The following is a 25,005-nucleotide window of genomic DNA, read 5'->3' as shown; positions in this document are numbered from 1 at the left end:
ACCAAAGAGGTTATCACTTGGATAAGCAACAACCCGTATTTAATCTTGCTACCCCTTCCAAAGGGAAAGCTCACAGTGTCTCGATCATCAAGATCGGTGAGGCGCTGATTGAGATGGTGTATCCCTATAATGTGGAGTTAACGCCTGAGTTACTCATGCAGCAAGACAAAATACTTGATGACCAGCACAACGATTATTCTTATCGTTTACCGAGTATCGTGGTCCACCTGGACGGCGTATCTGATTTGTTGCCAGAAACCCGAAATTATATGAACTCTAAGCAGCATCAAAATCGATACAAAGCAGTGGCCTATGTTTTAAGCTCAGGCAATATGGCTGTACTAGAGAAGCATTACCTTGAGCAGCTTTTCTTTTCACAAACACGTAACGCTGGGTCAACCAGCCTACACCATTATCCGATTGGAATTTTTAAAGAGTCGACAGTAGCTCAGCGTTGGCTGAAGTCACTAGCTCACGCCTTCTAGTACAATCGAATAATATTGCCAAGTAGAGAAAAAAATAATAAGGTAAATACAAGTGAGGGCTAAAACTTGTATAAAATATACCTTAAGTCCCTAGTGATATTGGCTTTGATCGTTCTGGCAAAGCTAATAATGCTTGACGCATTGTCTAGTAACTCTTTAATGGAGACTAAACGCTCCATAAGAGTCGCTATGTTTAACGCCCCTCCCGTCATGGTTATTGACGAAAATGACAACAACGCGGGCTTCATGGTTGAATTACTTGAGCAAATCGCCCTTGAAGAAAGCTGGGATATTGAGTGGGTTCGGTTAGACTGGCCTGCGGTTATTCCTAAAACACTGAATCATGAAATTGACCTTATCCCCTTCATCGCTTATTCGGAAGAACGTGCCGAATATTTAGATTATAACGAAGAAGGCATCCTCACTGGCTGGGGCCAAGTTTTCATCCATAAAGACGAACCTATCCCCCAAAATATCATCAGCCTATCAGGTCACAATATAGCGATTATCAAAAACGAAATATACGGGATAAAACTCCGCAACCTGTGCAATCTATTTGATATTAAGTGTAACTTTACAGAAGTTGACACCTATAGAGATGCGTTTAAAAAGATTGAAGACAAGCTGGTAACAGCAGCAGTTACTAGTAGCCTCGTAAGTTATAGTCATGATAATGACTTTGTGAAAATAACCCCCATTGTCTTTGAGCCAAGAAAAGTTCTATTCGCCACCGCAAAAAACACCAATGCCGACTTGTTACAAACCATTGATCACTACACTAAGTTATGGCGTTTTGATGCCAACTCAACCTATTATCAGCTGCGTGACAAATACCTTAAAGGCGTTATTGAGCAAGAAACAGCTTTCCCAAGCTGGTTGTTATATTCACTGCTGATATTGACGGGCTTGTTGTTAGCCTCAGCTTTAATTGCAATTCTTTTAAAAAAACAAGTCAAAAGACAAACGCAAGCTCTTGAAGATCAGAGCGATAAAATTCGCCAAATTATTAACTTAGTTCCACACATGGTTTTTGCCAGTAACGCCAAAGGAAAACTGATTCTTGCCAATCGTTACGCTGCCGACTTCTTCGGCATAGAAATGTCCAACATCGAAGGCTATGAGCAAAGTGACTTAATCCGTCGCCTACCAAACTCAGCCAATCTATTTGAAGACGAATCTTTACTACTTAGAAAAGACGCACACGCTATCCAAAAAGAAATCGAAACTTATAATTACAACGGACAAAAAGCCACACTAAAAATTTCTAAAGTGCCGTTCATCTCTCGGTACAGCAGAATGCCGTCGGTGGTAACCGTCGGCGTTGATATCACCGAAGCAAAAGAATACGAGCGTCAAATTCAGCATATGGCACAACACGATTCACTGACCGAGCTGCCTAATAGAATGCTACTCAACGATCGTATTCATCAATCGCTGGCATTAACTAAACGTTATGGGCACTGTGGTGCTGTACTATTTATTGACCTTGACTACTTTAAGAACATCAATGATTCACTCGGCCACATGGCGGGAGACCACCTGCTTAAAGATGTCGCAGGAAGACTGAAGGATATTGTGAGGGATGGCGACACTGTTTCAAGACTAGGTGGCGACGAGTTTATTGTCCAGTTGAACCACCTCTCCGGTGATTCCGATCGAGCAGAAAAATCCGCTTGCAAAATCGCCGAGAAAATTAATTTCACTCTAGCTCAAGAATACACCGTTAAAGGTAATAAACTATTTTCAACGGCTAGTATTGGGGTTGTTATTTACCCTAGAGATGCAGATTCAGAGGAAGCCATCATTCAGCGTGCAGATACCGCCATGTACTATGCCAAGTCAATGGGTAGGAACCGTTACGCCGTATTTAAAAAAGCTATGGAAAAAGCGGTTGTTCGCAAGCATATACTTGAAAAAGAACTGCGAAAAGCCCTGGCAGAAGCTCGATTCATTCTGCGTTATCAACCCCAGCTAACCAGCGATGACAACAACTTCATCGGAGCAGAAGCTTTACTTCGTTGGAGCCACCCTACAGAAGGCATTATTTCGCCATCTGAATTCATCCCTATCGCTGAAGAAAACCACTTAATCATTCCAATCGGTGAGTGGGTATTAAAGCAGGTATGCCATCAAATCAAATACTGGCTCGAAAAGTATGGCTACTCTCCGTTTATCACGGTCAATCTTTCAGCGATCCAAATTCGAAATTCTGACTTAGTCAGTTACATCAAGAATCTTTTGGAGCAGACAAAGATCCCGCCTAACTTACTGGAGTTCGAGGTCACAGAAACCGTGCTACTGCATGAAGCAAGAATCTCGATCGACGTTCTAAACGAGCTAAAAAAACTCGGAGTAAGGCTATCTATTGATGATTTTGGAACCGGTTATTCATCGCTCAATTATCTCAAAAAACTTCCTTTAGATAAGCTTAAAATTGATCGTTCATTCGTAAAAGACATCCCTGGCGATCCTGATAGCGAAACCATCATCCGAACGGTCATCAGCATGAGTATCGACATGGGGTTAGAAGTTATTGCTGAGGGTGTAGAAACTAAAGAGCAGCTCCAATACTTACTGAAAGAACGCTGCCACTTATTCCAAGGGTTCTATTTTGACCCGCCAATATCACTAGAGCAACTCGAAGAAAAATACTTTACAAGGCTGCATGACTCTGTAAAAGAAGATAGAACGGTCATTCATTTAGAAAATTATGCCAAGAAGCCTAAGAATTCATAATCTATAAAAAAGCCCGCAATATGCGGGCTTTTTTGAACCGATGTAAATTAAGAACCAACGGTAACTTGGTTGCTAACCGGTATCGTCACTTTATTAGCTTGCTGCTTATACTCTTCCATTTGGTGGAAGTTCATATAAACGTAGATATCATCAGCCATAGAGTCGATCTTATTGGCGTATTCCATATATTCTTCTACTGTCGGTAGCTTGCCCATCACAGCTGCAACAGAAGCCAGCTCAGCAGACGCCAAATAAACGTTAGCACCCTGACCTAAGCGGTTCGGGAAGTTACGCGTTGACGTAGAAACTACAGTAGACTTTGGAGCAACACGTGCTTGGTTACCCATACATAATGAACAACCCGGCATTTCAAGGCGAGCACCTGAACGACCAAACGTATTGTAGTGCCCTTCTTCCATCAACTGATGCTCATCCATCTTCGTTGGTGGCGCAATCCATAAACGTGTTTGCAGCGTACCAGCCTCAATATCTTCTAGTAATTTCGCAGCCGCGCGGAAGTGACCAATATTAGTCATACAAGAACCAATGAACACTTCATCGATCTTATCGCCAGCGACTTCACTTAATAAACGAGCATCATCTGGATCGTTCGGTGCACATAATACTGGCTCTTTTAAGTTATCCATATCGATCTCGATAACTTCAGTGTACTCAGCATCGGCATCCGCAGACAACAAACTTGGATTATCCAACCACTCTTGCATCTTCTCGATACGACGTGACAGCGTACGCTGGTCGCCGTAACCGTTAGAAATCATCCACTTTAATAGAACAATGTTCGACTCAAGGTATTCAGCCACAGACTCATCGCTCAGCTTAATCGTACAGCCGGCAGCAGAACGCTCAGCCGATGCATCAGAAAGTTCAAATGCTTGCTCAGCAGTTAAGTCTTCAAGACCTTCGATTTCAAGAATACGACCAGAGAAGATGTTCTTCTTACCCGCTTTTTCAACGGTTAGATGACCATCTTGAATGGCTTGATAAGGAATCGCATGCACTAAATCACGTAACGTGATGCCTGGCTGACGCTTACCTTTAAAACGAACCAATACCGATTCAGGCATATCAAGCGGCATAACACCTGTCGCTGCTGCGAAAGCAACCAAGCCTGAACCCGCTGGGAAAGAGATGCCTAGAGGGAAACGAGTATGCGAGTCACCACCAGTACCTACTGTATCAGGAAGCAACATACGGTTTAGCCAGCTGTGAATAATACCGTCGCCTGGACGAAGCGAAACACCGCCACGGTTCATGATGAAATCAGGAAGCGTATGCTGAGTACCCACATCAACAGGTTTTGGGTAAGCTGCTGTGTGACAGAAAGATTGCATGACTAAGTCAGCAGAGAAACCTAAGCAGGCCAAATCTTTTAACTCATCACGAGTCATTGGGCCGGTTGTATCTTGTGAGCCAACCGTCGTCATTTTCGGTACACAATATTGACCAGCGCGTACGCCTTCAAGACCACAAGCACGACCAACCATTTTCTGCGCTAAAGTAAAGCCTTTACCAGAATCAGCGACTTCTTCCGCGTTACGGAATAAGTCAGTTGCTTCTAAGCCCAAGTATTCACGAGCACGTTCCGTCAAACCACGACCAATGATAAGAGGAATACGACCACCCGCTTGGACTTCATCAAAGATAACTTTGCTGCCGTATTCAAACTCAGCGATAACGTCGCCGTTTTTAGTGACTTTACCTTCATACGGGTAAAAATCGATAACGTCGCCCATCTCCATTTTCGACACATCAAGCTCAACCGGCATCGCTCCAGCGTCTTTCATAGTGTTGTAGAAAATTGGAGCAATATTATTACCAAAGCAGAAACCGCCAGCACGCTTATTCGGTACATGCGGGATATCGTTACCCATCAACCATAATACTGAGTTAGTAGCTGATTTACGTGAAGAACCCGTACCCACAACGTCACCAACGTAAACGATTGGGTTGCCCTTCTCTTCAAGCTTTTCAATCACGCTAATAGGGCCAATCTCACCCTCTTTATCTGCGTCGATACCTTCACGCGAGTTCTTCAACATTGCCAGCGAGTGCAGTGGAATATCAGGACGTGACCATGCGTCTTGCGCTGGTGACAAATCATCAGTATTCGTCTCACCAGGCACTTTAAAAACGGTTAGCGTGATCTTTTCGTCGATTTTTGGCTTTTTAGTGAACCACTCACCTTCAGCCCATGACTTAATCACGTCTTTAGCTACTTCATTTCCAGCATCTGCTTTTTCAGCCACATCGTGGAAAGCATCAAACATTAACAAAGTATCTTTAAGCTTTTCACCAGCAAGCAGGCTCAATTCGTTATTATCAAGCAATTCAACTAGCGTGGCGATGTTGTAACCACCAAGCATTGTGCCAAGAAGTTTTACTGCGTGCTCTTTATTAACTAACGGAGACTCAGCTTCACCTTTTGCGATCGCCGCCAAGAAGCCAGCTTTTACATAAGCAGCCTCATCAACACCAGGAGGTACTCGGTCAGTTAATAGCTCAACTAAAAACTCTTCCTCACCAGCTGGTGGGTTTTTCAATAACTCAACAAGTTCATTTACTTGCTCGGCGCTCAAAGGCAAAGGTGGAATACCTTGCTCAGCACGTTCTGCTACATGTTTTCTGTATGCTTCTAACACGCTAGTTTCCTCATATTGGCAAATTCAATCTGTTACAGAAGAAGTGTATTTAGCCGCCTTTAGCTATCAATCCAGGCATTTTAGCTACTTTTGTGCAATTTTTAAGCACTTTGGAATCACTTCCTCCAAAAATCGGCGGCTGATTATAACACAGGCTTAGACGAATGTGAGGTACAACTTATTAAGACTGTATTCAGTATGGCTATAATAGTATAGTAACCACATAAATACGCATAAGGGGAAAACTTATGAGAAATCAAATACTAACAACAGTAAGTATCGCTATTGCACTAACCTTGGGTAGCCCTTTGGTATCCGCTAAGAATGACCATAAAGATAAAGGTCACAAGGGCAAGCCTGCCCACGCGGAGCAACACAATGGTAACGCTGGGAAACCGAGTCATGACAACAGCTTCTCAAGCCATGACCATGAGTTAATCAGAGATTACTACTACCGTCATCGCTATGACTCTGGCCGTTCTACACTGCCAAAAGGTCTTCAGAAGAAGTATGAGCGCACTGGAGAACTGCCTCCAGGCTGGCAAATGAAAGTTCAACGTGGTGAAGTATTGCCGGTAGATATTTATCGTCACGGTCGCGATATTCCCTATGAACTCCGCGAGCGCTTACCGGTTGGCCCAGTTGGCAGCAAAATTATCGAGCTTGAAGGTAAAATCATTCGCGTCATGGAAGGTACTAGAATGATTCTCGACGTTTTTGATATCCGCTAAGCTTAGAAGCACCTCTAAAAGCCAGTTTCGACTGGCTTTTTTTATGGCTATCATCAATTCTTTTGTTGTGACAAAAGGTGCTAAAAGCAAGCAGTTAAGGTATGATCAGCCCCTTTAACGTACTACTCTTTCAGTACAGATCATTTAAGCTTTTACGGATAAGGTATGACGATGCAACTTTCCGCGTTAACTGCAATTTCTCCTGTCGACGGTCGTTATGGTTCAAAAGCGACTGACTTACGCCCAATTTTCAGTGAATATGGACTTCTAAAGTACCGAGTTACAGTGGAAGTTCGCTGGCTACAAGCACTTGCACAAGCTTCTGAAATAAAAGAAGTTCCAGAGTTTTCAAGCACAGCCAACAAGCTTCTCGATGAGATCGTAGAAAACTTTTCTGAAGAGAACGCAGCACGCATCAAAGAGATCGAGCGCACCACCAATCACGATGTAAAAGCGGTTGAATACTTCCTGAAAGAGCAAGTTGAAGCTAACGATGAAGTGGCTAAAGTTAGCGAGTTCATTCACTTTGCTTGTACTTCTGAGGATATCAACAACCTGTCTTATGCTTTGATGCTTAAAGAAGGCACTGAAGCGCTTATCGACTATCAAAAACAAGTGGTTAATTCGATTCGCGACTTAGCGGGCCAATTTGTTGAAATTCCGATGATGTCTCGTACCCATGGACAACCAGCCTCTCCGTCGACCATGGGCAAAGAGATGGCTAACGTGGTTTACCGTCTAGAGCGTCAGCTAAAACAGATCGAAAACCAAGAAGTCTTAGGCAAAATCAATGGTGCGGTGGGTAACTATAATGCTCACCTGTCAGCCTACCCAGACTTTGACTGGCAGAGCTTCGCGGAGAAGTTCGTAACGTCTCTTGATTTGACTTGGAATGCCTACACGACCCAAGTTGAGCCGCATGACTATATGGCAGAGTTGTTTGATGCCATCGCACGCTATAACACCATCATCATCGACTTTGATCGTGATGTTTGGGGATACATTGCTCTGGGCCACTTTAAGCAAAAAACCATTGCAGGCGAAATTGGCTCGTCCACCATGCCACATAAAGTTAACCCGATTGACTTCGAAAACTCAGAAGGCAACTTGGGCATCGCCAATGCATTGTTTGATCACTTAGCGATGAAGCTTCCTATTTCCCGTTGGCAGCGTGACTTATCAGACTCTACGGTTCAGCGTGTTTTGGGCGTCGGTTTTGCACACAGTGTTATTGCTTATCAGGCAACGCTGAAAGGCATTTCTAAACTTGAGGTTAACGAGCAGTCGCTTCTTAATGAATTGAACTCAAACTGGGAGCTATTAGCAGAGCCGATTCAAACGGTCATGCGCCGCTATGCTATCCCGAACCCTTATGAAAAGTTGAAAGAGTTAACTCGTGGAAAACGCGTGACTCAGGAAGATCTGAAAGCATTTATTGATAGCTTGGAGTTGCCTCAAGAGGAAAAAGACCGCTTGAAACAGCTCACGCCTGCCACTTATATTGGTAACGCGATCGATCAAGCTAAATCAATCTAACAGTTATACTCAAGTTTTATGGCGAAGATGCAAGCTGACATGCTAGGAGAAATGAGTCCCGAGGAGTTCCTTTCGGACTATTGGCAGAAAAAGCCGCTACTGATTCGTGGTGGCTTCACTGACGATCCTGCGTTAATTAGCGCAGAAGAGTTAGCGGGATACAGCCTTGATGATGATATTGAGTCGAGACTAATCCAGCACAACTCACAGCAGCAACGCTGGCAACTTTCCCATGGACCGCTTGACGAGACAACGTTTGAGACATTGGGCGAGGAAAACTGGACACTTCTGGTTCAATCGCTCGACTACTTCCATCCGCCTTTACAAACATTAACCAGAGCTTGTAACTTTCTGCCTCGTTGGCGCTTAGACGATATTATGGTTTCTTTCGCGACAGCGAATGGTGGAGTCGGCCCGCATCTTGATAAGTATGACGTTTTCCTAATTCAAGGTGAAGGCCAGCGTAGATGGCGCGTAGGCTTTCAAGATCAAAAAGTGAGTAGCATCAACCCTCACCCACAAATCGCTCAAGTAGAGCCCTTTGAAGCGACGATTGATGTCATCGTCAATCCGGGTGATGTGCTTTATATTCCTCCAAGAACGCCTCACTGGGGTGTTTCGGTTGGTAACAGTATTACCTACTCCATCGGTTTTAGAGCGCCTAGCATAGGATCTATCCTTGATTCTGCACTAAGTTCGGCATCGTTAGAGTTCGATAGCTTGTGGGAAGACTCTGGAAAATTAAAAAAGTACCATGCCTACGGAGCACTGCATTCTGAAATTCCAGACTGGGCTCTTGATCAACTGCAAACGCTATTGAATCGACGCGAACTTTTAATCGCAGCAGGTAAAGCAGTAACCGATTTAAAATACCCTGAACTCTTAGATACCGTGGACTTGCCGAAGTCTCAAGAGCTTTCTGAAATAGCCATGACGGAAGGCGTAGAACTGAAACCTCTAGCTCGAATCGCTTATTTTGAGCATGAGCAAGCACTACTGACTTTCATTAATGGCGTTTACTTCCAGTTCCCTAAAGGCCTGGAAAAAGCCCTACAAAAGCTGAACCAGCAGTACAGCTTGAATAAACATGATCTCGAAGAGTTACCACGATTACCGCTAGGCGAATTCCTAACCCACGGCATCGCACTAGGTGCACTCAGGCTTTGCGGTTCGAAGCGCTAGTGTAAATACAAGACAAGCCTCCCATGGAAAAGCATTCTCTACGCCAAATTGGTGAAGAAAGTAGCGCGCTTATTAAGGTTGCTATCCCAGCCATCCTTGCCCAGCTGGCACAAATGACCCTGGGCGTGGTTGATACAGTCATGGCAGGCAACTACAGCAAGCATGCCCTAGCAGCAGTAGGTACGGGCGCCAATGCCTTCATGATTATATTTGCCCTATACCTTGGACTCAGCTTCGCCTTAAACCCGATGGTTTCGCATTATAACGGCCAGGGGCAGTTCAAAAAAATTGGCAAGACATTCCAGATGGGGATATTCATAGCCATCGCTTTCGGTATTGTCGGTTTCTTTATCCTCCGCAGCATGGAAACACCCTTGCTGTTAATGGGGGTCACCCCTGATATATCTGGACTTACGGCAGACTACCTGACAGCCATGAGCTGGGGAACCATTCCTGCGTTCTTATTTTTGGCGTTAAGAGCCTCCAACGAAGGGCTCTTCTCAACCAAAGCCATCATGATCTGTTCTTTTATGGTGATACCGTTCAATATTTTATTTAATACTTGGTTTATCTATGGTGGATTCGGTCTTCCTGCCATGGGCGCGGTCGGCGTTGGGTATGCCACTAGCGTGGTCTGGACGTTACTGTTCGTTTTTTTGCTGATTTATACCTACAAAAACAGTCGCTACGAACATTTGAATATTTTCAAGAATATCAGTTGGCCCAAAACAGCTTTAATTAAGGAATATTTTTCCATTGGTACCCCTATCGCAGTAGGGATGCTGATGGAAGTCGGACTTTTTGGCATGATAGGTATTATGGTCGCTCGTTATGGTGTCGATTTAACCGGTGCGCACCAAATCGCGATGAACATTGCAACCGTTGCTTTTATGGTTCCTCTTGGGCTTTCAGTAGCGATTACTGCCCGAGTAGGCTTCTGGCGCGGTAAGCAAGACTTCCAACAAATGCGCCTTGCTGGCTTCTGCGGTATTGGCATCAGCGTGTTATTTCAAGCCCTTTCAGTGACGCTGATGTTACTCTTTAGGCATGACTTTGTCGGGTTTTATACCGATAACCCTGAACTTATCCAGTTAGCAGCGAGCTTGATATTCTTGGCCGCCATTTTCCAGTTTTCGGACGGGCTACAAATCAACAGCGCTGGCGCTTTACGCGGCATGAAAGACACCAAAATCCCCATGATTTACATGGCCGTTGCCTATTGGATGTTTGGCTTTCCGATTGGCTATTACTTGGCAGAGTATCAAGGACTTAAAGTTCAAGGCTTCTGGATAGGCATCATTGTAGGACTATCGATAGCAGCTATTCTGTTGCTCTCTCGCTTTATTCGACGCTCAAAACACGCCATTTTGTTTGCCCAGAATCAATAACTGATATAGGCTCAAGGGCTTGCCACTGATGGCGCTTAGGTTTACCATTACGCCCTAGAAGCCCTATCAAGCAATACACAGAGCTTTAAGCTCTCGGAGTTTAGTGTGAACCCTTATTCTGTCGATAACTACCAGCGCCCAGAACTTGAAACACCTGACGGTGAAGATAAAGTCTTGATGCACTCCTGTTGCGCGCCTTGTGCAGCTGAGGTGATGGAAGCGGTTCATGCCTCTGGAATCCAGCAGACAGTCTTTTTCTACAACCCTAATATTCACCCAGTCGAAGAGTACGAAATTCGTAAAAATGAAAACAAGCGTTTCTGCGACAAGCTGGGAATAGAATTTATTGATGCCGATTACGACAAGGATAACTGGTTTGACCGTATTAAAGGGCTTGAGGACGAGCCTGAGCGCGGCGCGCGCTGTACGGTATGCTTCGATATGCGTTTTGAACGAACGGCGCTGTATGCGGCTGAGAACGGTTTTGACTTGATTACCAGTACCCTTGGGATATCCCGCTGGAAAAACATGGAACAAATCAACGACTGTGGCGTTAGAGCCGCCAATCGCTATGAGGATATACGTTATTGGACCTTCAATTGGCGGAAACAAGGTGGTGCGCAGCGCATGATTGAGATATCTAAGCGCGAAGAGTTCTATCAACAAGAGTATTGCGGATGCGTTTATTCACTTCGCGACACCAACCGCTGGCGCCAAGCCAATGGCCGCGACAGAATTAAACGTAATATCAAATTCTACGGCCACGACAAACCTGAATAACAAAAAAGGAGCTCTTCAGCTCCTTTTTTATTGACTTATTATCACTTCATTTTTTGAACCCTGTCTGAGGTGGTTCTAGGAACCTCTCGAGTTGGGTTTGATGGAGGATTAGGCTTTGGGCGTGCACGGGGCTCAACTGGGACACCTCGATAGTTTTCAGTGCTAGGGTTCAGCGCATCTCGATTCAAGTCACGACGACGGTCATGTCTATAATCATGGCGAATTACACGATAACGGTAACGGTATGGCCAATAATAAGGACGGTGATAGAACCAGTAGGGATCCCACACAGAATACACTTCAACGTACTCATAATTAGGGCGCTCTTCCCAAAGCTGGTGGCCGCGTGTATCAACTACTGGGAAATTAATCTTATGCTCACCGACCTTACCTGGCATCGGTTCAGATAACATTCCAACAACGGTGATTTCTTTGCCCTGCTTATAGATCATTGGGTCCAAAAAGCCTGGGACACGCGCAATAAAACGCCCCCCCGTTTCCTGGGAAGCTAGCGGCCGAGCTTGACGACCAAGCGGCAGGTTCACAACCTCAATTAAGGTATCTTTTTCAAGGTTTTCAACTCGAGCAACGATACCGCCCCAACGAACTTCTTTTTTTGTAAAAGCTTCTGGGTTTTGCGCTACACGAGTAAAGTCCAAGTTCGGCTCATCGAAAGCAATCTGTTGCGGCGTGCTGGCGCAAGCCACTAATAAAGCTCCTCCAAACATGCTTAAAGTCAATTTCAACAACTTACCCATGACAATTCTCTCCTTCAACCATTCTATAGACGTTATTTCGACACTCTACTTATCTTAGCCCACTATCTGTGAATTTAAACTGAACACACTAAATAGCGCTAAAGCTGCTTAGCCTTTTTCGCCACATTATCCCGAAGATACACTGGAAGCGCTTGTTCTGCTGGAACTGTGTTTCCAGTTTCAAACTGCTCGGAAGCCATTCTCAGCATCGCTTTAGCACTCGGATAAAGTGGCTCTTTATGTATAACGGTCGGTAAATTTATGGTCGTCGACAGCTCTTTGGCATAAGTCTTCCAACCTGTCCCTACCGCGCTATATACCTTAGACGCATCAGCACCCGAAACTGTGACACACTCAGGCGAACAAACTTCTTCACGTCCGCACAAAACCATCAGCCCCTCTCCATTTGCCTGATACTGCCCCCAGTACACCTCACCCATTCGAGCGTCAATCGCAGTCAGGACATCTTGAGCGCCTAAGCTATCGAAAGCTTCTTGCGCCATAGCCTGTAGGCTCGACACCCCGATCACGGGTAGCTCAGCCCCAAAAGCAAGCCCCTGAACCACACTGACACAAATCCTCAATCCCGTAAAAGCGCCAGGGCCTTGACCAAAGCCAATAGCATCAAGCTGTCTCAATTGAACATTCGCCTCTGTTAACACCTCATCCACCATAGGCAAAATCAATTCGCCATGCTCGCGTGGGGCAACTTTGGAACGAGTATAAACTTGACTATTGAACTGTAATGCGACTGAGCAGGCTTCCGTCGCAGTATCTATCACGAGTAAATTGGGCATTCTATGGTTAACCGTTACTATCGATTTCTTGAGATAACTTGTGTAAAAATTCTATCACAACTGACTGCTCTCGCGTGCGCTTCATAGGCGGTAGGCTTTTTAAAAACTTTTGTCCGTACTTATTGGCGATTAATCGTGGGTCGCATAAAACCAGAACCCCTTTATCATCATAATCACGGATCAGCCGTCCAGCACCTTGCTTGAGGGCAATAATGGCTTCGGGGATTTGGATATCGAAAAAAGGGTTTTTGCCTGATTTTCTAGCGGCTTGAATCTTCGCTTCGATTAAAGGCTCATCTGGCGCTGAAAACGGTAACTTGTCGATAATCACCAAGCTTAGTGCATCACCTTTAACATCGACCCCCTCCCAAAAACTTGAGGTTGCTAACAGTACTGCGTCGCCAGCATCACGAAAACGCTCAATCAATTCATTTTTTGGAAGCTCACCTTGAGCAAATACTTTTTTATCATCAAGCTTTTCCAGCCACAACTCTTTAACTTTATTCAGGGCCGCATAGCTCGTGAATAGAACAAATGTGCCACCAGAATTAGCCTCAACTAACGGCAAGACCTGTCGCTGCCAACTATCTATATAGGCTCTATCTCTTGGGTCTGGCAAATGACGCGGGATATGCAGAATCGCTTGTTGCCCATAATCGAACGGACTCGGGAGCACCAAATCTTTCGCTTCAGAAAGTCCCAACTCCTCTTTGAAAAGACCAAAGTCATCAGCCTGGGTCAGGGTTGCTGAGGTAAAAACCCAGCTTCTAGCAGCATGCTCATTACGGCTTCGCGAAAAAGACTCTGAAACATTGAGCGGCGTCTCTAACACAGCAAAGCCATTGCGATAAGTTTCAACCCAGCGTACGCCCTGATAGGCCTTATCAGTTTCGGATTGGGTAAAGGTGCTATTAAATAAACTCAGCGCTTGTAAAGATTCCTCACATCGGCGGTGGCAACTATCCAAACCTTTCGAGCGACTGGCATGGCGCTCTAAACGTTCACACAACGCCAAAAGCTCTTTTTCTAAATCCTTTAAGGCCGTTTGTAACTTAGGAGTGGCTATTTGCTGCCAATTAATCTTCTTACCAGCCTCGCCTAACTCCAGTCGCACTTCATTAACGGCGCCTTCCACCCGTCTTACTGCGACGCTCAACTGCCTATCATCTTTAGCAGTGGTTAAAGCTTCCAGCTCGGTGTCTCGACAAAGCTCCATTACCTGTCGACTGGTTAAACGCTGCCCATAGAATGCATGCGCGATATCCGTCAATTGATGCGCTTCATCAACAATAACCGTGTCAGCATCAGGCAACAATTCACCAAAGCCGTCGTCTTTTAGTACCATATCGGCTAACAGCAAATGATGGTTGACTACCACAACATCGGCAGCGGTCGCTTTTTGTCGAGCTTTAGCAACATAACAATCTGCAAAGTCAGGACACTCCACGCCTAAGCAGTTATCATTGGTTGAAGTGACATAGGGCCACAAGGGATCGTTATCCGCTAAGTCTTTACACTGGGTTAAGTCACCACTTTTAGTTTGTCCAGACCACGCTTTTACTTTAGCTAAAGTATCGACCATTGTCCGGCTTTGGAACTGCCCTGAATCCAAGCTCTGCTCCATTCGATAGGTGCATAAGTAATTATTGCGACCTTTCAATAGCGCCACTTTTGGCGATACTTTTAAGGCATCCCTCATATTAGGCAGATCGCGATAAAAGAGTTGGTCTTGCAGATTTTTAGTCCCGGTAGAAACAATCACTTTCTTGTCGCTGAGATACCAAGCTTTTAATGCTGGGACTAAGTAACCAAAAGTTTTGCCCGTTCCCGTTCCTGCTTCAATACAGATAGATTCATCTGATTCGATAATTGACTCAATGGCTTGAGCCATTTCTAGCTGTTCATTACGCTGCTTAAAGCCAGAGAAAATTTTGGAGAGTGGGCCTTCCGAAGAGAAAAGGTCTTCAAGGTTGAGTGATTTTAGGGATTCAGCCACAGTTTAATTGAGCACAGAGTTACTTGAGCAAGCGTTGCTCTATGAGCTGTAACATCAACTCGATATGACCTCGGTCATCATTGAGCGCTGGAATATACTGGTAATCTTGGCCGCCATTATTAAGAAAAGTATCACGGTTCTCAATGGCCAGCTCTTCAAGTGTTTCGAGGCAGTCAGCACTAAAAGCAGGGCTAATCACCTGAACTGATTCAACGCCATCTTTCGCCCATTGCGTCAGAAGTTCATCAGTGTATGGCTTGACCCACTCTTCTTTGCCGAAGCGGGACTGGAAAGAAATCGCGTAGTCATCTTCCGACAATTCCAGCGCTTTGACTACTAGCTGAGCTGTTTTATGGCACTGAGCTTCATAAGGATCGCCTTTTTGAGAAAAGCGCTCAGGGACACCGTGAAACGAGAATAACAACTTCTCTGACACGCCATGCTGCTCCCGAAAACGCTGCACCGAACGAACCAGTGAGTGAATGTAATGCGGATGGTCATGATAGTCACCAACATAGGTCACTTCAGGCACAAAAAACTGTTTTTTGTAATGCTTTGCTATGCGGTCAAAGATTGAGGCAGTGGTTGCCGATGAGTACTGGGGATATAGCGGTAACACAATAATACGTTCACAGCCTTGAGTCCTCAGCGCCTGTAAACCATCAGAAATAGAAGGGTTACCATAAGCCATCGCAATCTCTACTGGAACGTGTTTTCCGTAGCGCTGATCAACGAAGCGCTCATTGATCTCATTTTGCAGCTTTTGGCGCTGCCTCTGGGTGATAACCAGTAATGGCGAACCTTCCTTTAACCATATTTTTTTATAGGCTTTTGCAACACGAGAAGGTCTTACTCTAAGGATAATTCCATGCAGGATTAAACACCATACCCAGCGAGAAATAGAGACTACACGTTTATCATGCAAAAACTCGGCTAAGTAACGACGAACCGCTTTAGGGGTTGGTTCGTCGGGAGTTCCTAAATTACAGAGTAAAACACCTTGTTTTTTCAATCGATTTCTCGCTTATGTAAAAAGCAAATACGCTGTTTAGGCGACTTTACTGTGATAAACCTGCAAAGATAGCGTCTCGAATGTTTTCAACAGAGCCAACACCCTTAACACTAACGTATTCAGGGGCGCTGTCAGCATCTTTATCAGCCCAACTAGAGTAGTAGTCAACTAAAGGACGAGTTTGCTCTTCGTAAACTGCTAAGCGACGGCGAATCGTGTCTTCTTTATCATCATCACGTTGAATCAATGGTTCACCAGTTTGGTCATCCTTGCCCGCTTCTTTAGGCGGATTATATGTCACGTGATAAACACGGCCAGAATCGGGATGTACTCGGCGTCCACTTAAGCGTCTAACAATTTCTTCATGGTCAACATCAATTTCTACTACAAAATCAACGTCAATATTGTTGTCACGCATGGCGTCAGCCTGCGGAATAGTGCGCGGGAAACCGTCTAATAAGTAGCCATTTTCACAATCGTCTTCCTTAACTCGCTCTTTCACAATACCGATAATGATGTCATCAGAAACCAACTCACCAGCATCCATCTTTTGCTTAGCTTGCAAGCCCATTTCTGTTCCAGCCTTCACTGCGGCACGCAACATGTCGCCAGTTGAAATCTGTGGAATATCGTATTTTTCTTTAATAAATTGTGCTTGAGTGCCTTTACCTGCGCCTGGTGCACCCAACAAAATAATTCGCATGAGCGAAGTCTCCTAGCCTTATTTGTAAATATTGACTTTGTAGGCGCTAAAGATACTTGGAATAGGCCAGTATCTCAAGTAAAAATTGCCGAAATACGGGCTTGTTCGCCAGTTATTCGTGACAAAAAACGCCTTTTCAAAGTGGCGAATAAAACAGAATGTTTTACTCTCTAATCAAAAACTTTTTACCCAGCATACCCATTAAAACACCGCAAATGACGCCTAGGCTATTTGCTGCTAGGTCCATCCATTCAAATCCGCGATTAGGTATAAACATCTGCAACAGCTCTATAATTAAGGAAAAGCCGATGCAAGCCACCATCAATAGCCACCAAGGGCGCTTTACCGAACCCATGCGAGCTAAAAAGCCCAGTCCAAAATAGCCTATAAAGTGAAGCGCCTTATCCCACGGTAAATTTGAGGGCAGCTGCTTTCCGGGCATGATAGAGCCAATAAATATCGCTAATACGCCTATCGCAAAAAGAACTTTGAATAACTTACTCGACAAAAACTTTCTCATAAAAAAGCCGCCTCAAGGGCGGCTATTCGCTGGCTTAATGCGCCAATTTTAACAAGAGCTTGTTGAGCTTACTAGCGAAACTCGCAGGATCGTCCAACTGCCCCTGCTCGGCTAGAAGCGCCTGATCAAACAGGACTTCTACCCACTCACCAAACTGCTCATCATTTTTCTCGTTTTCCACCAAGCTGATCAGCGCATGGTCTGGGTTGATTTCAAATACTGGCTTAACGTCAGGAACCTCTTGACCTGCTGCTTGCAGCATTTTGACCATTTGCAGAGGCATATCCCCTTCTCCAGCGACAATACAAGCTGGTGTGTCCGTCAAGCGCATCGTAATTTTAACGTCCGCAACTTTGTCAGATAAGACAGACTTGACTCGCTCAACCAGATCTTTATGTTCTTCTGAAGCCTTTTCTTGTGCTTTCTTATCCTCAGCATCCTCTAAATTGCCAAGATTAAGATCACCCTGAGTTACCGATACAAACTGCTTCCCTTCATATTCATTCAGATGTGAAATCGTCCACTCATCAATACGGTCGTGCATCAGCAATACTTCGATGCCTTTCTTGCGGAAGATCTCTAGATGTGGGCTATTTTTAGCAGCAAGGAAACTATCTGTTGCAATGTAATAAATTTTCTCTTGCTCCGGCTTCATTCGTCCAATATAGTCATCAAGCGACACTGTTTGTTCTTTCGAATCCGTATGAGTTGAACTGAAACGGAATAACTTGGCTATCTTTTCTTTATTAGCAAAGTCCTCCCCTGTGCCCTCTTTCAGCACTTGCCCAAACTCGTCCCAGAACGCCTGATATTTCTCTTTGTCCTTTTTAGCAAGCTGCTCAAGCATTTTTAAGATACGTGAGACCGTTGCATTTCGTAGCGATTGAGTCACTTGTGAATCTTGTAAGATTTCTCTCGACACATTCAACGGTAAGTCATTGGAATCCAGCAAACCGCGTACAAAGCGCAAATAGACTGGCAAGAACTGCTCAGCATCATCCATAATAAAAACACGTTGGACATAAAGCTTGACGCCACGTACACGATCCCGATTCCATAAATCGAATGGCGCTTTTGAAGGAATATACAGGAGGCTTGTATATTCTTGAGTACCTTCTACTTGGTTATGGCTCCACGTTAGAGGTTCTTGGAAATCATGAGAAATATGCTTATAAAACTCTTGGTATTCCTCATCTGAAATATCTGATTTAGGCCGAGTCCACAAGGCTGTAGCTTTGTTCACGGCTTCAAACTCAACACCCTCTGAGTCGTTCTCCTCATCAGAACTCATCTTGTGCATTTCGACTGGCAGCGAAATGTGATCGGAATATTTTCCAATGATGTTTCGTAACCTGAAGTCTTCGAGGAACTCTTCTTCGCCGTCTTTCAGATGCAAGGTGATTTCCGTGCCGCGTGAGCCTTTTTCTGTCGGCTCGATGGTAAACTCGCCATCACCGGCAGATTCCCAAATCACAGCTTCATTAATTCCAGCTTCCGCGCCACGAGTGACCACCGTCACTTTATCCGCAACGATAAAGGCTGAATAAAAGCCGACGCCGAACTGTCCAATCAGTTTCGAGTCTTTTTTCTGATCGCCTGTAAGCTGCTTAAGAAAGTCTGCGGTTCCTGATTTAGCAATGGTACCGAGGTTGTTAATAACCTCTTGTTCCGTCATACCGACACCATTATCTGAAATGGTGACTGTTTTTGCATCTTTATCAGTAGTAATTCGAATTCTTAACTCAGCATCGTCGCCGTAAAGGCTGCTATCTTTTAGAGCTTTGAAGCGCAACTTATCAGCTGCATCAGCCGCATTGGAGATGAGTTCACGAAGGAAAATTTCTTTGTTTGAATAAAGCGAATGCACCATTAAGTGCAACAGTTGTTTTACTTCAGTCTGAAAGGAATGTTTTTGTTTAGTAGTAGTTTCTGACATAGTTATTTTCTTCACACTAGTTACCACGATGTGAAAAAAATGGGGACATTCACCTTTTTTTCAATAGTAAACTGCGAATTAAGAGCATAAAAAAGCCAGCAAGCTTAGAACAAGCTGGCTGGCTTTACGAGTACTCTACTCAGTAACTATTTAGGTTGGCACTGAAGAACACCAAGCAAATAAGTATCTTGAGTTTTATCATCCACTAAAAAGCAGGTGTCTTCCAAATGATAAAGCTCAAACTTTCTTGGCATTTCGGTAATGCGCCCCTGAGCAGGGTTACCATCAACCATGGTAGGTTCGCGCTGAATGAAAAGCCTATGGTCCTTACTGAATATGTCATTGGCCAACTTAACATTAGCGCCGGGCATAGCCTGATTGATAATATCAGCCACTTCCGCCTTCGCTTCAGAATTAAAGTTCACAGCCACGGCTGGCACTGCTACGTCTTTGTTCCATTCTGTCGTTTTGCAGCCCATAAGACTCATTACCAATATTGCCACTGATAGAGCTGTTAATTTCATTACTTCAGCTCCTTAGGAGTCGTCATTATGCGGTTTTGCTCAAGGAATAGACGCTCTTGAACTCTTTGTGACTTTAGCAATGAACCGTCTTTGACAAACCCTTTGTAGGCATTACGTTGCGCAGGTTTTTCCGTTGTAGTTGGGCATGAACCGCTAACACGATAGTCCAGCGCTGCTGCCAGCATCGCTTCATTAGGGTCGCCTAACAAGTGCTCGAAATCATCTGCCACAGTACAGCCTTTCACGAAGTCTTGCCCGTTATCTGTTGTTGATGGAACAAAGCCGTCGGCATATTGACCAAAACCTTTTTCGTTTTCACCTCTAAACTGAATCGTGAAATAAGTTGTTCCACAGTTGTCAGTTGGGAAGAAGCCATAAGGTTTACCACAAGTCGTGCCGCCAATAAGAACAACTTCTACGTCAATACCACGCAAACCATTGATAAATGCTTCACTCGCAGAACATGTGCCGCCCGTAGAGAGTACAAAAACACGGTTAAGATTTACTGATGGCAGAGTCCCGCCCGGAGCAGTAGCCTCATCAGACGTTGTACTGAAAAAAGGAATTGGATCTAAGCTTTCGCCAGTAACAGGACTTACATTAGGATGCTTGTCATTCCAAACTGACTCTTCATAAATTCGGCCTTGCGTCTGAGCCTGCCCCGCCACCATGTAAGCTAGCTGACTGGAGATAAATAAGAAGCCACCGCCGTTATAGCGAAGGTCAACCACTAAGTCTTGAACACCCTCATTAGAGAAGTCTACGAAAGCATTAATAAGCTCTTGTTCGGCTGTACGAGTTCCAAAGGTATTGAACTGCATGTAACCTACTTTGCCGCTAGCTGTATCAAAGACTTGCTCATTTTGCACAGGATCAGAGGTTACCGTGGTCGAAGTCATAGTAATTGTACGCGTGCTTGAGGCACCTAAATCACGTACAACAAACTCATGCGTTTCTCCATCATTTGACGGGAAAAGGCCATCATTTAAAGTGTTAACATCGTTGCCGTTAACAACATCAACGCCGTCGACCTCAAGAATTTCAGCACCACGAGTCAAGCCCGCATTAGTTGCTGGAGAACTTGGTTCAGTATAGGCAATCACAATTTTGCGAGGAGGTGCTGCTTGGATTAAGAAAAAGCGTGCACCGTAACCAGAGCTTGCACCCGAAGAAGCGCGCTGCTGATAAGCATCGGTATCTTGAGAAAAGTGAAAGTTATCTTTATCGGCACCAGAGCTGGTGAGCTCTTCAGTTTTTAGGACTTCGAAGTAATCCGTTGGGACACCAAAGTTCGCTGGATTTTGATCCTGAATTTCATCATACCAAAGGTATGTGTTATTGCTCCAAGATCGCAACCAATGCTTTTCATGTAAATGGCTACCCGCCACATCTGGCCAAGGGTTTCCATCAATGTCATTACCCGAACGAGGACTTTCACAACGATCTTTGAAGTTGTCTTCATCCTCAAATACCCCAGCAGTCCATGTAGGAGCTTCACTAACCGGAGGTTGTGAGTCAGATGAATCTGAGTCGCTCCCGCCACCACAAGCCGTTAACAGCAAGCCAGACGCCGCAAGCGTTAATAATTTTAGTTTTAAACCTTCGTTCTTCATAGCAATACCTTTGCAAAATATATAATCAACCAAACAATTATATCGCAAAAGGAAATAGCATGTAAAAAGTATCGATTTGTATCAAAAATAGTTAAAAACTATGAGATATAGGGTTTTCTTCCAGAAAATGAATGCATCAAAGTTCCACCGTCTATGTACTCAAGCTCGCCCCCTAGCGGAACGCCAGAAGCTATGCGAGATAAGACGGTCTCAGAGCCTTTGAGCATTTCTGCGATGAAGTGAGCAGTAGCCTCTCCTTCAACCGTGGAGTTAGTGGCTAAGATAATTTCGGTGGGTTTTTCTTCATTAATCAACACGTTAAGTTGATCCAAACCAATGTCTTCGGGGCCAATACCGTCGAGTGGCGAAAGGTGCCCCATTAGCACAAAATAAGTACCTTGGAAGCCTCCGGTTGCCTCAATCGCGATAACATCAGCAGGGCTTTCTACAATACACAACAAATTTCTGTCTCGACGTTGTGATTGACAGATTCCGCATAAGTCAGACTCAGTAAAGTCACGACAACGTTGACAGTGGTGCACCCCTTCCATAGCTGACACTAGCGCGCTAGATAAATGCATACCACCATCACGATTACGTTCCAACAAATGGTAAGCCATACGTTGGGCAGACTTAGGGCCCACGCCAGGTAAGCATGTAAAAGCATCTATCAATTTTTTAATCAACGGAGACTGCATATTAACTTCTTAAAGTTGGATAGCCACTCTTGGCAAATTTAAGGTAGAATTTTGTGTTTGAGCGAGGCAGTACTGCGCGCAGAATCCGTAGTGTACAAAAGTACATGAGGATTTGAGCACAGCACTAACAAAGCTCAGGCTCAAAAAGATACTTTAATTAAAAAGGTAAGTTCATACCTGGTGGAAGATTCATCCCCTCAGTCGCTCCCGCCATCTTCTCTTTCGTCGTCTCTTCAACCTTACGCACCGCCGCATTAATTGCTGCAGCAACGAGGTCTTCAAGTAACTCTTTCTCGTCGTCCATTAAGCTAGGATCAATCTCCACACGCTTAACATCATGGCGACCAGTCATCGTGACTTTAACCATTCCAGCACCGGCTTCACCAGTGACTTCTAGCTGAGCAATTTCTTCCTGTGCTTTCTGCATTTTTTCTTGCATTTGCTGGGCTTGCTTCATCATGTTGCCCAAACCACCTTTACCAAACATGGCTCTACCTCAATAATTAATGAATATGTCTTAGCTAATGCCTTGTGACTTTAGCTGTCTAAATAAGTGACCGACTGATGATCGATTTTTGCACCAAAATGTTGCTGTAACTGCTGACTAAACGGGTGTTGATTTAAATCTTCACACGCTTTTTGCAACTTCAGTTTAGCCTGGTGCTGCCAAATCTCTGCCGGAGTTTCAATGCTTGGCTGTTTTAGTTGCCACTCAATATTGATCGGCTTCCCTAAACACGCAGCCAAGGCATTATTAACATTATCTTTTGCGCTAGCAGTCAACAATACTTCCTGCTCTGGAGCTAACTCTAAGATTACATCCTGCTCAGAGCTCCAAATAGCACAACTGGACTGTGCTATTTGGTGGTAAGTCCCCTGTAATTCAAGCTTTTGTACTAAATTTGCCCATGCCATGGCCTCTTCAGGGACATCAAGCTCTGGAACAAACTCCAGTTCATCTGCCGTTGAAGCGCTTACTCCGCCTTGAGGAGCGTTCGGGCGCTCAGTTTCTTCAAAGTGTGCAGTGGCTGGCTCATTGCTTGACTCGTAACTTGCCTGCATTAAACGCTCAATGTCGCTGTCATAACTCTCAGGCCCCTCATAACTGGGACTCGAAGCCTGTTCAGCATTTTGCTCAACATCTATGTTTTCCACTTCTTCCAAGGTGTCAGCTCGTCCAGATTCAGCCACTACTTGGGACTGCAAGCTGTCACTATCTCCCTTAGCAGGCTCCTCTGAAGAACGCTCCTTTGAAGGATGCTCCTTTGGAACTGGCTTTTCTGGCATTTTATCTTTTTGACTAACATGACTTTGCCCATCTAAACTTAATCCAAGCGCTGAATGTAGGCTAGCTAGCGCTTCATCATCGTCGCTATGGTCCTTACTCTCAGGTTGCTCTGGGCTAGGTTTGGCTTGCTCGCTTTCTATCGGTGACTGACTATCAGCCTGATGATAAAAGTCAGAAGAGTCGTCTTCCTCACGGTCATCTTGTTGCATAAATTGCTCATAACCCGCAAGCTCTGGTTCAGAGCTTTTGGTCAAAGCAACTTCTGAAGTATCATCTTTAACTGGTTGTTTTTCCGGTTCTTTCGCCGTTTTGTTTGATTCAGCGCTTACAGGATGGTGCCCGGCCTCTCGCTCAGTCTCATTTAAAAAAACTTGAGTTTCAGGAGAGGTAGATTTCGCTTCCTCGGATTGATTCCGAGGGCTTGAGACGGTATCTGAGTTTAGATTAACTTTTTTTTTTGGCGTTGGGTTTGCCTGAGACGAGCCGGTATCCATTTGGAAGGCAAGCATTCTCAATAAGGCCATTTCCAGCCCCTGCTTTGCTGATGGAGCCCACTCCAAATCGCGACGAGCGTGTAACCCTAACTGATAGTACATTTGAAGATCAGCTGCATCGAAAATATCTGCAAACTCAGGGATATATGACGCTGCCGCATCAAGCATAACTTCGGTGGCTTGATAAACGGCAACCTGGTGGAGGCGACTCAGTAGTTCTTTCAGCGCGTCTGCAAAGTCCACCGGATAATGACTCATATCATGAACCGCTTTAATCGCCATTACGCTATCTTTACTGGCTAGAGCTTCTAGTAAGCGCACCATGAATTTATGGTCAATAGTGCCCAGCATGGTACGGATATCGTCTTCTAGGACTTTACCCTGGCCATAGGCAATAGCCTGATCAAGAAGGCTCAGAGCATCACGCATACTGCCTTCGGCAGATTGCGCAATCAGGCTTAGTGACGGCGCCTCAAACGCTATGGATTCCTGCTCAAGGATAAACTGAAGATGATTCGCAATCGTCTCTTCATCCATGTGCTTAAGATGGAACTGCAAGCAGCGAGATAAAACCGTAACCGGAAGCTTTTGCGGATCGGTCGTTGCCAATAAAAATATTACGTGCTCAGGTGGCTCTTCTAATGTTTTTAACAGCGCGTTAAAAGAGCTGTTAGAGAGCATATGAACCTCATCAATAAGGTATACCTTATATCGACCACGAGTTGGTCGGTACTGAACATTTTCGAGAAGTTCACGAGTATCATCGACTTTGGTTCTAGAGGCTGCATCCACTTCAATCAGATCAACAAAGCGACCTTGATCAATTTCTGAGCAGCTGCCACATTGTCCACAAGGTGTGGCTGTGACGCCTTCTGCTTCACAGTTCAAACACTTCGATAGAATCCGTGCGATGGTCGTTTTACCGACACCGCGTGTCCCGGTGAAAAGATAAGCATGGTGCAGTCGACCGCTTTCGATAGCATTGACCAAAGCACGACTGACGTGCTCTTGACCACGAAGTTCTTGGAAGTTTTTTGGGCGCCATTTGCGGGCGAGCACTTGATAGCTCATAAATTAATCAATATAGAAATGCTTATCGTTTTAGTGCAGAAACCATAGCACACTTTAAACCGATGGAAAATCTATTTGTCACAAACCGGCAGTGTAT

At 44.8% G+C, this 25,005-nt stretch carries 20 protein-coding genes; 7 read left to right on the top strand and 13 right to left on the bottom strand.

Annotation, left to right across the window (positions count from 1 at the left end; genetic code table 11):
* Positions 1–17: 17 nt before the first annotated feature.
* Both ABD943_RS11500 and ABD943_RS11495 read left to right on the top strand, forming a co-directional pair.
* Positions 18–485 (top strand): hypothetical protein, encoded by a 468-nt coding sequence (locus tag ABD943_RS11500; protein ID WP_345293326.1) that lies wholly within the window; start codon positions 18–20, stop codon positions 483–485.
* A 189-nt stretch (positions 486–674) separates the two neighbouring features.
* Entirely contained in the window at positions 675–3,221 is a 2,547-nt protein-coding gene (locus ABD943_RS11495; RefSeq protein ID WP_345293325.1) for an EAL domain-containing protein, read from the top strand.
* Between the two features lie 47 nt (positions 3,222–3,268).
* On the opposite strand, the gene acnB is transcribed toward ABD943_RS11495, so the two are convergent.
* Positions 3,269–5,881 carry a bifunctional aconitate hydratase 2/2-methylisocitrate dehydratase gene (gene acnB / locus ABD943_RS11490; protein WP_345293324.1) on the bottom strand — a complete coding sequence of 871 codons (2,613 nt, stop codon included), beginning with the start codon at positions 5,879–5,881 and terminating at the stop codon, positions 3,269–3,271.
* A 248-nt stretch (positions 5,882–6,129) separates the two neighbouring features.
* Here acnB and ABD943_RS11485 point away from each other — a divergent pair, with 248 nt between their 5' ends.
* From ABD943_RS11485 to ABD943_RS11465, 5 genes are all read left to right on the top strand, one after another.
* Positions 6,130–6,612, top strand: a complete 483-nt coding sequence (locus ABD943_RS11485; protein WP_345293323.1) for a hypothetical protein — start codon at positions 6,130–6,132, stop codon at positions 6,610–6,612.
* Positions 6,613–6,783: 171 nt separating this feature from the next.
* Positions 6,784–8,148: an adenylosuccinate lyase gene (gene purB, locus ABD943_RS11480; RefSeq protein ID WP_345293386.1), complete on the top strand. Its 1,365-nt coding sequence runs from the start codon at positions 6,784–6,786 to the stop codon at positions 8,146–8,148.
* Between the two features lie 18 nt (positions 8,149–8,166).
* Positions 8,167–9,330, top strand: a complete 1,164-nt coding sequence (locus ABD943_RS11475; protein ID WP_345293322.1) for a cupin domain-containing protein — start codon at positions 8,167–8,169, stop codon at positions 9,328–9,330.
* 23 nt (positions 9,331–9,353) lie between these two features.
* Positions 9,354–10,718 carry an MATE family efflux transporter gene (locus tag ABD943_RS11470; protein WP_345293321.1) on the top strand — a complete coding sequence of 455 codons (1,365 nt, stop codon included), beginning with the start codon at positions 9,354–9,356 and terminating at the stop codon, positions 10,716–10,718.
* A 177-nt stretch (positions 10,719–10,895) separates the two neighbouring features.
* The gene (locus ABD943_RS11465) at positions 10,896–11,498 is read left to right on the top strand and encodes an epoxyqueuosine reductase QueH (protein ID WP_345293385.1); all 603 of its coding nucleotides are present in this window, start codon (positions 10,896–10,898) and stop codon (positions 11,496–11,498) included.
* A gap of 41 nt (positions 11,499–11,539) precedes the next feature.
* Here ABD943_RS11465 and ABD943_RS11460 read toward each other — a convergent pair whose 3' ends face one another.
* The 12 genes from ABD943_RS11460 to dnaX all read right to left on the bottom strand — a co-directional run bounded on the left by ABD943_RS11460 (position 11,540) and on the right by dnaX (position 24,908).
* On the bottom strand, positions 11,540–12,256 hold the full coding sequence (locus ABD943_RS11460) for a Slp family lipoprotein (protein ID WP_345293320.1): 717 nt from the start codon (positions 12,254–12,256) through the stop codon (positions 11,540–11,542).
* A gap of 98 nt (positions 12,257–12,354) precedes the next feature.
* A complete protein-coding gene (gene tsaB / locus ABD943_RS11455; protein ID WP_345293319.1) occupies positions 12,355–13,053 on the bottom strand; it encodes a tRNA (adenosine(37)-N6)-threonylcarbamoyltransferase complex dimerization subunit type 1 TsaB in 699 nt (232 codons plus the stop codon).
* A 7-nt stretch (positions 13,054–13,060) separates the two neighbouring features.
* The gene (gene yoaA / locus ABD943_RS11450; RefSeq protein ID WP_345293318.1) at positions 13,061–15,049 is read right to left on the bottom strand and encodes a DNA repair helicase YoaA; all 1,989 of its coding nucleotides are present in this window, start codon (positions 15,047–15,049) and stop codon (positions 13,061–13,063) included.
* 19 nt (positions 15,050–15,068) lie between these two features.
* Positions 15,069–16,061, bottom strand: a complete 993-nt coding sequence (hemH, locus tag ABD943_RS11445; protein ID WP_345293317.1) for a ferrochelatase — start codon at positions 16,059–16,061, stop codon at positions 15,069–15,071.
* 46 nt (positions 16,062–16,107) lie between these two features.
* Complete coding sequence (adk, locus tag ABD943_RS11440; protein ID WP_345293316.1) at positions 16,108–16,764, bottom strand: adenylate kinase; 657 nt, start codon at positions 16,762–16,764, stop codon at positions 16,108–16,110.
* Positions 16,765–16,927: 163 nt separating this feature from the next.
* The gene (locus ABD943_RS11435) at positions 16,928–17,284 is read right to left on the bottom strand and encodes a VanZ family protein (protein WP_345293315.1); all 357 of its coding nucleotides are present in this window, start codon (positions 17,282–17,284) and stop codon (positions 16,928–16,930) included.
* Between the two features lie 34 nt (positions 17,285–17,318).
* Entirely contained in the window at positions 17,319–19,220 is a 1,902-nt protein-coding gene (htpG, locus tag ABD943_RS11430) for a molecular chaperone HtpG (protein WP_345293314.1), read from the bottom strand.
* A gap of 146 nt (positions 19,221–19,366) precedes the next feature.
* Positions 19,367–19,744: a hypothetical protein gene (locus ABD943_RS11425; protein ID WP_345293313.1), complete on the bottom strand. Its 378-nt coding sequence runs from the start codon at positions 19,742–19,744 to the stop codon at positions 19,367–19,369.
* Complete coding sequence (locus tag ABD943_RS11420) at positions 19,744–21,357, bottom strand: S41 family peptidase (protein ID WP_345293312.1); 1,614 nt, start codon at positions 21,355–21,357, stop codon at positions 19,744–19,746. Before ABD943_RS11420 ends, ABD943_RS11425 begins: the two co-directional genes overlap by 1 nt.
* 98 nt (positions 21,358–21,455) lie before the next feature.
* On the bottom strand, positions 21,456–22,055 hold the full coding sequence (gene recR, locus ABD943_RS11415; protein WP_345293311.1) for a recombination mediator RecR: 600 nt from the start codon (positions 22,053–22,055) through the stop codon (positions 21,456–21,458).
* A gap of 157 nt (positions 22,056–22,212) precedes the next feature.
* Positions 22,213–22,542: a YbaB/EbfC family nucleoid-associated protein gene (locus ABD943_RS11410; protein WP_345293310.1), complete on the bottom strand. Its 330-nt coding sequence runs from the start codon at positions 22,540–22,542 to the stop codon at positions 22,213–22,215.
* 50 nt (positions 22,543–22,592) lie between these two features.
* A complete protein-coding gene (gene dnaX / locus ABD943_RS11405; protein ID WP_345293309.1) occupies positions 22,593–24,908 on the bottom strand; it encodes a DNA polymerase III subunit gamma/tau in 2,316 nt (771 codons plus the stop codon).
* Between the last annotated feature and the right edge of the window lie 97 nt (positions 24,909–25,005).

Origin of the sequence: Kangiella marina (assembly GCF_039541235.1) — a bacterium.
Lineage (GTDB): Bacteria > Pseudomonadota > Gammaproteobacteria > Enterobacterales > Kangiellaceae > Kangiella > Kangiella marina.
Note: the sequence above shows the minus strand (reverse complement) of the source record. Positions and strands in the feature narration are given on the sequence as shown.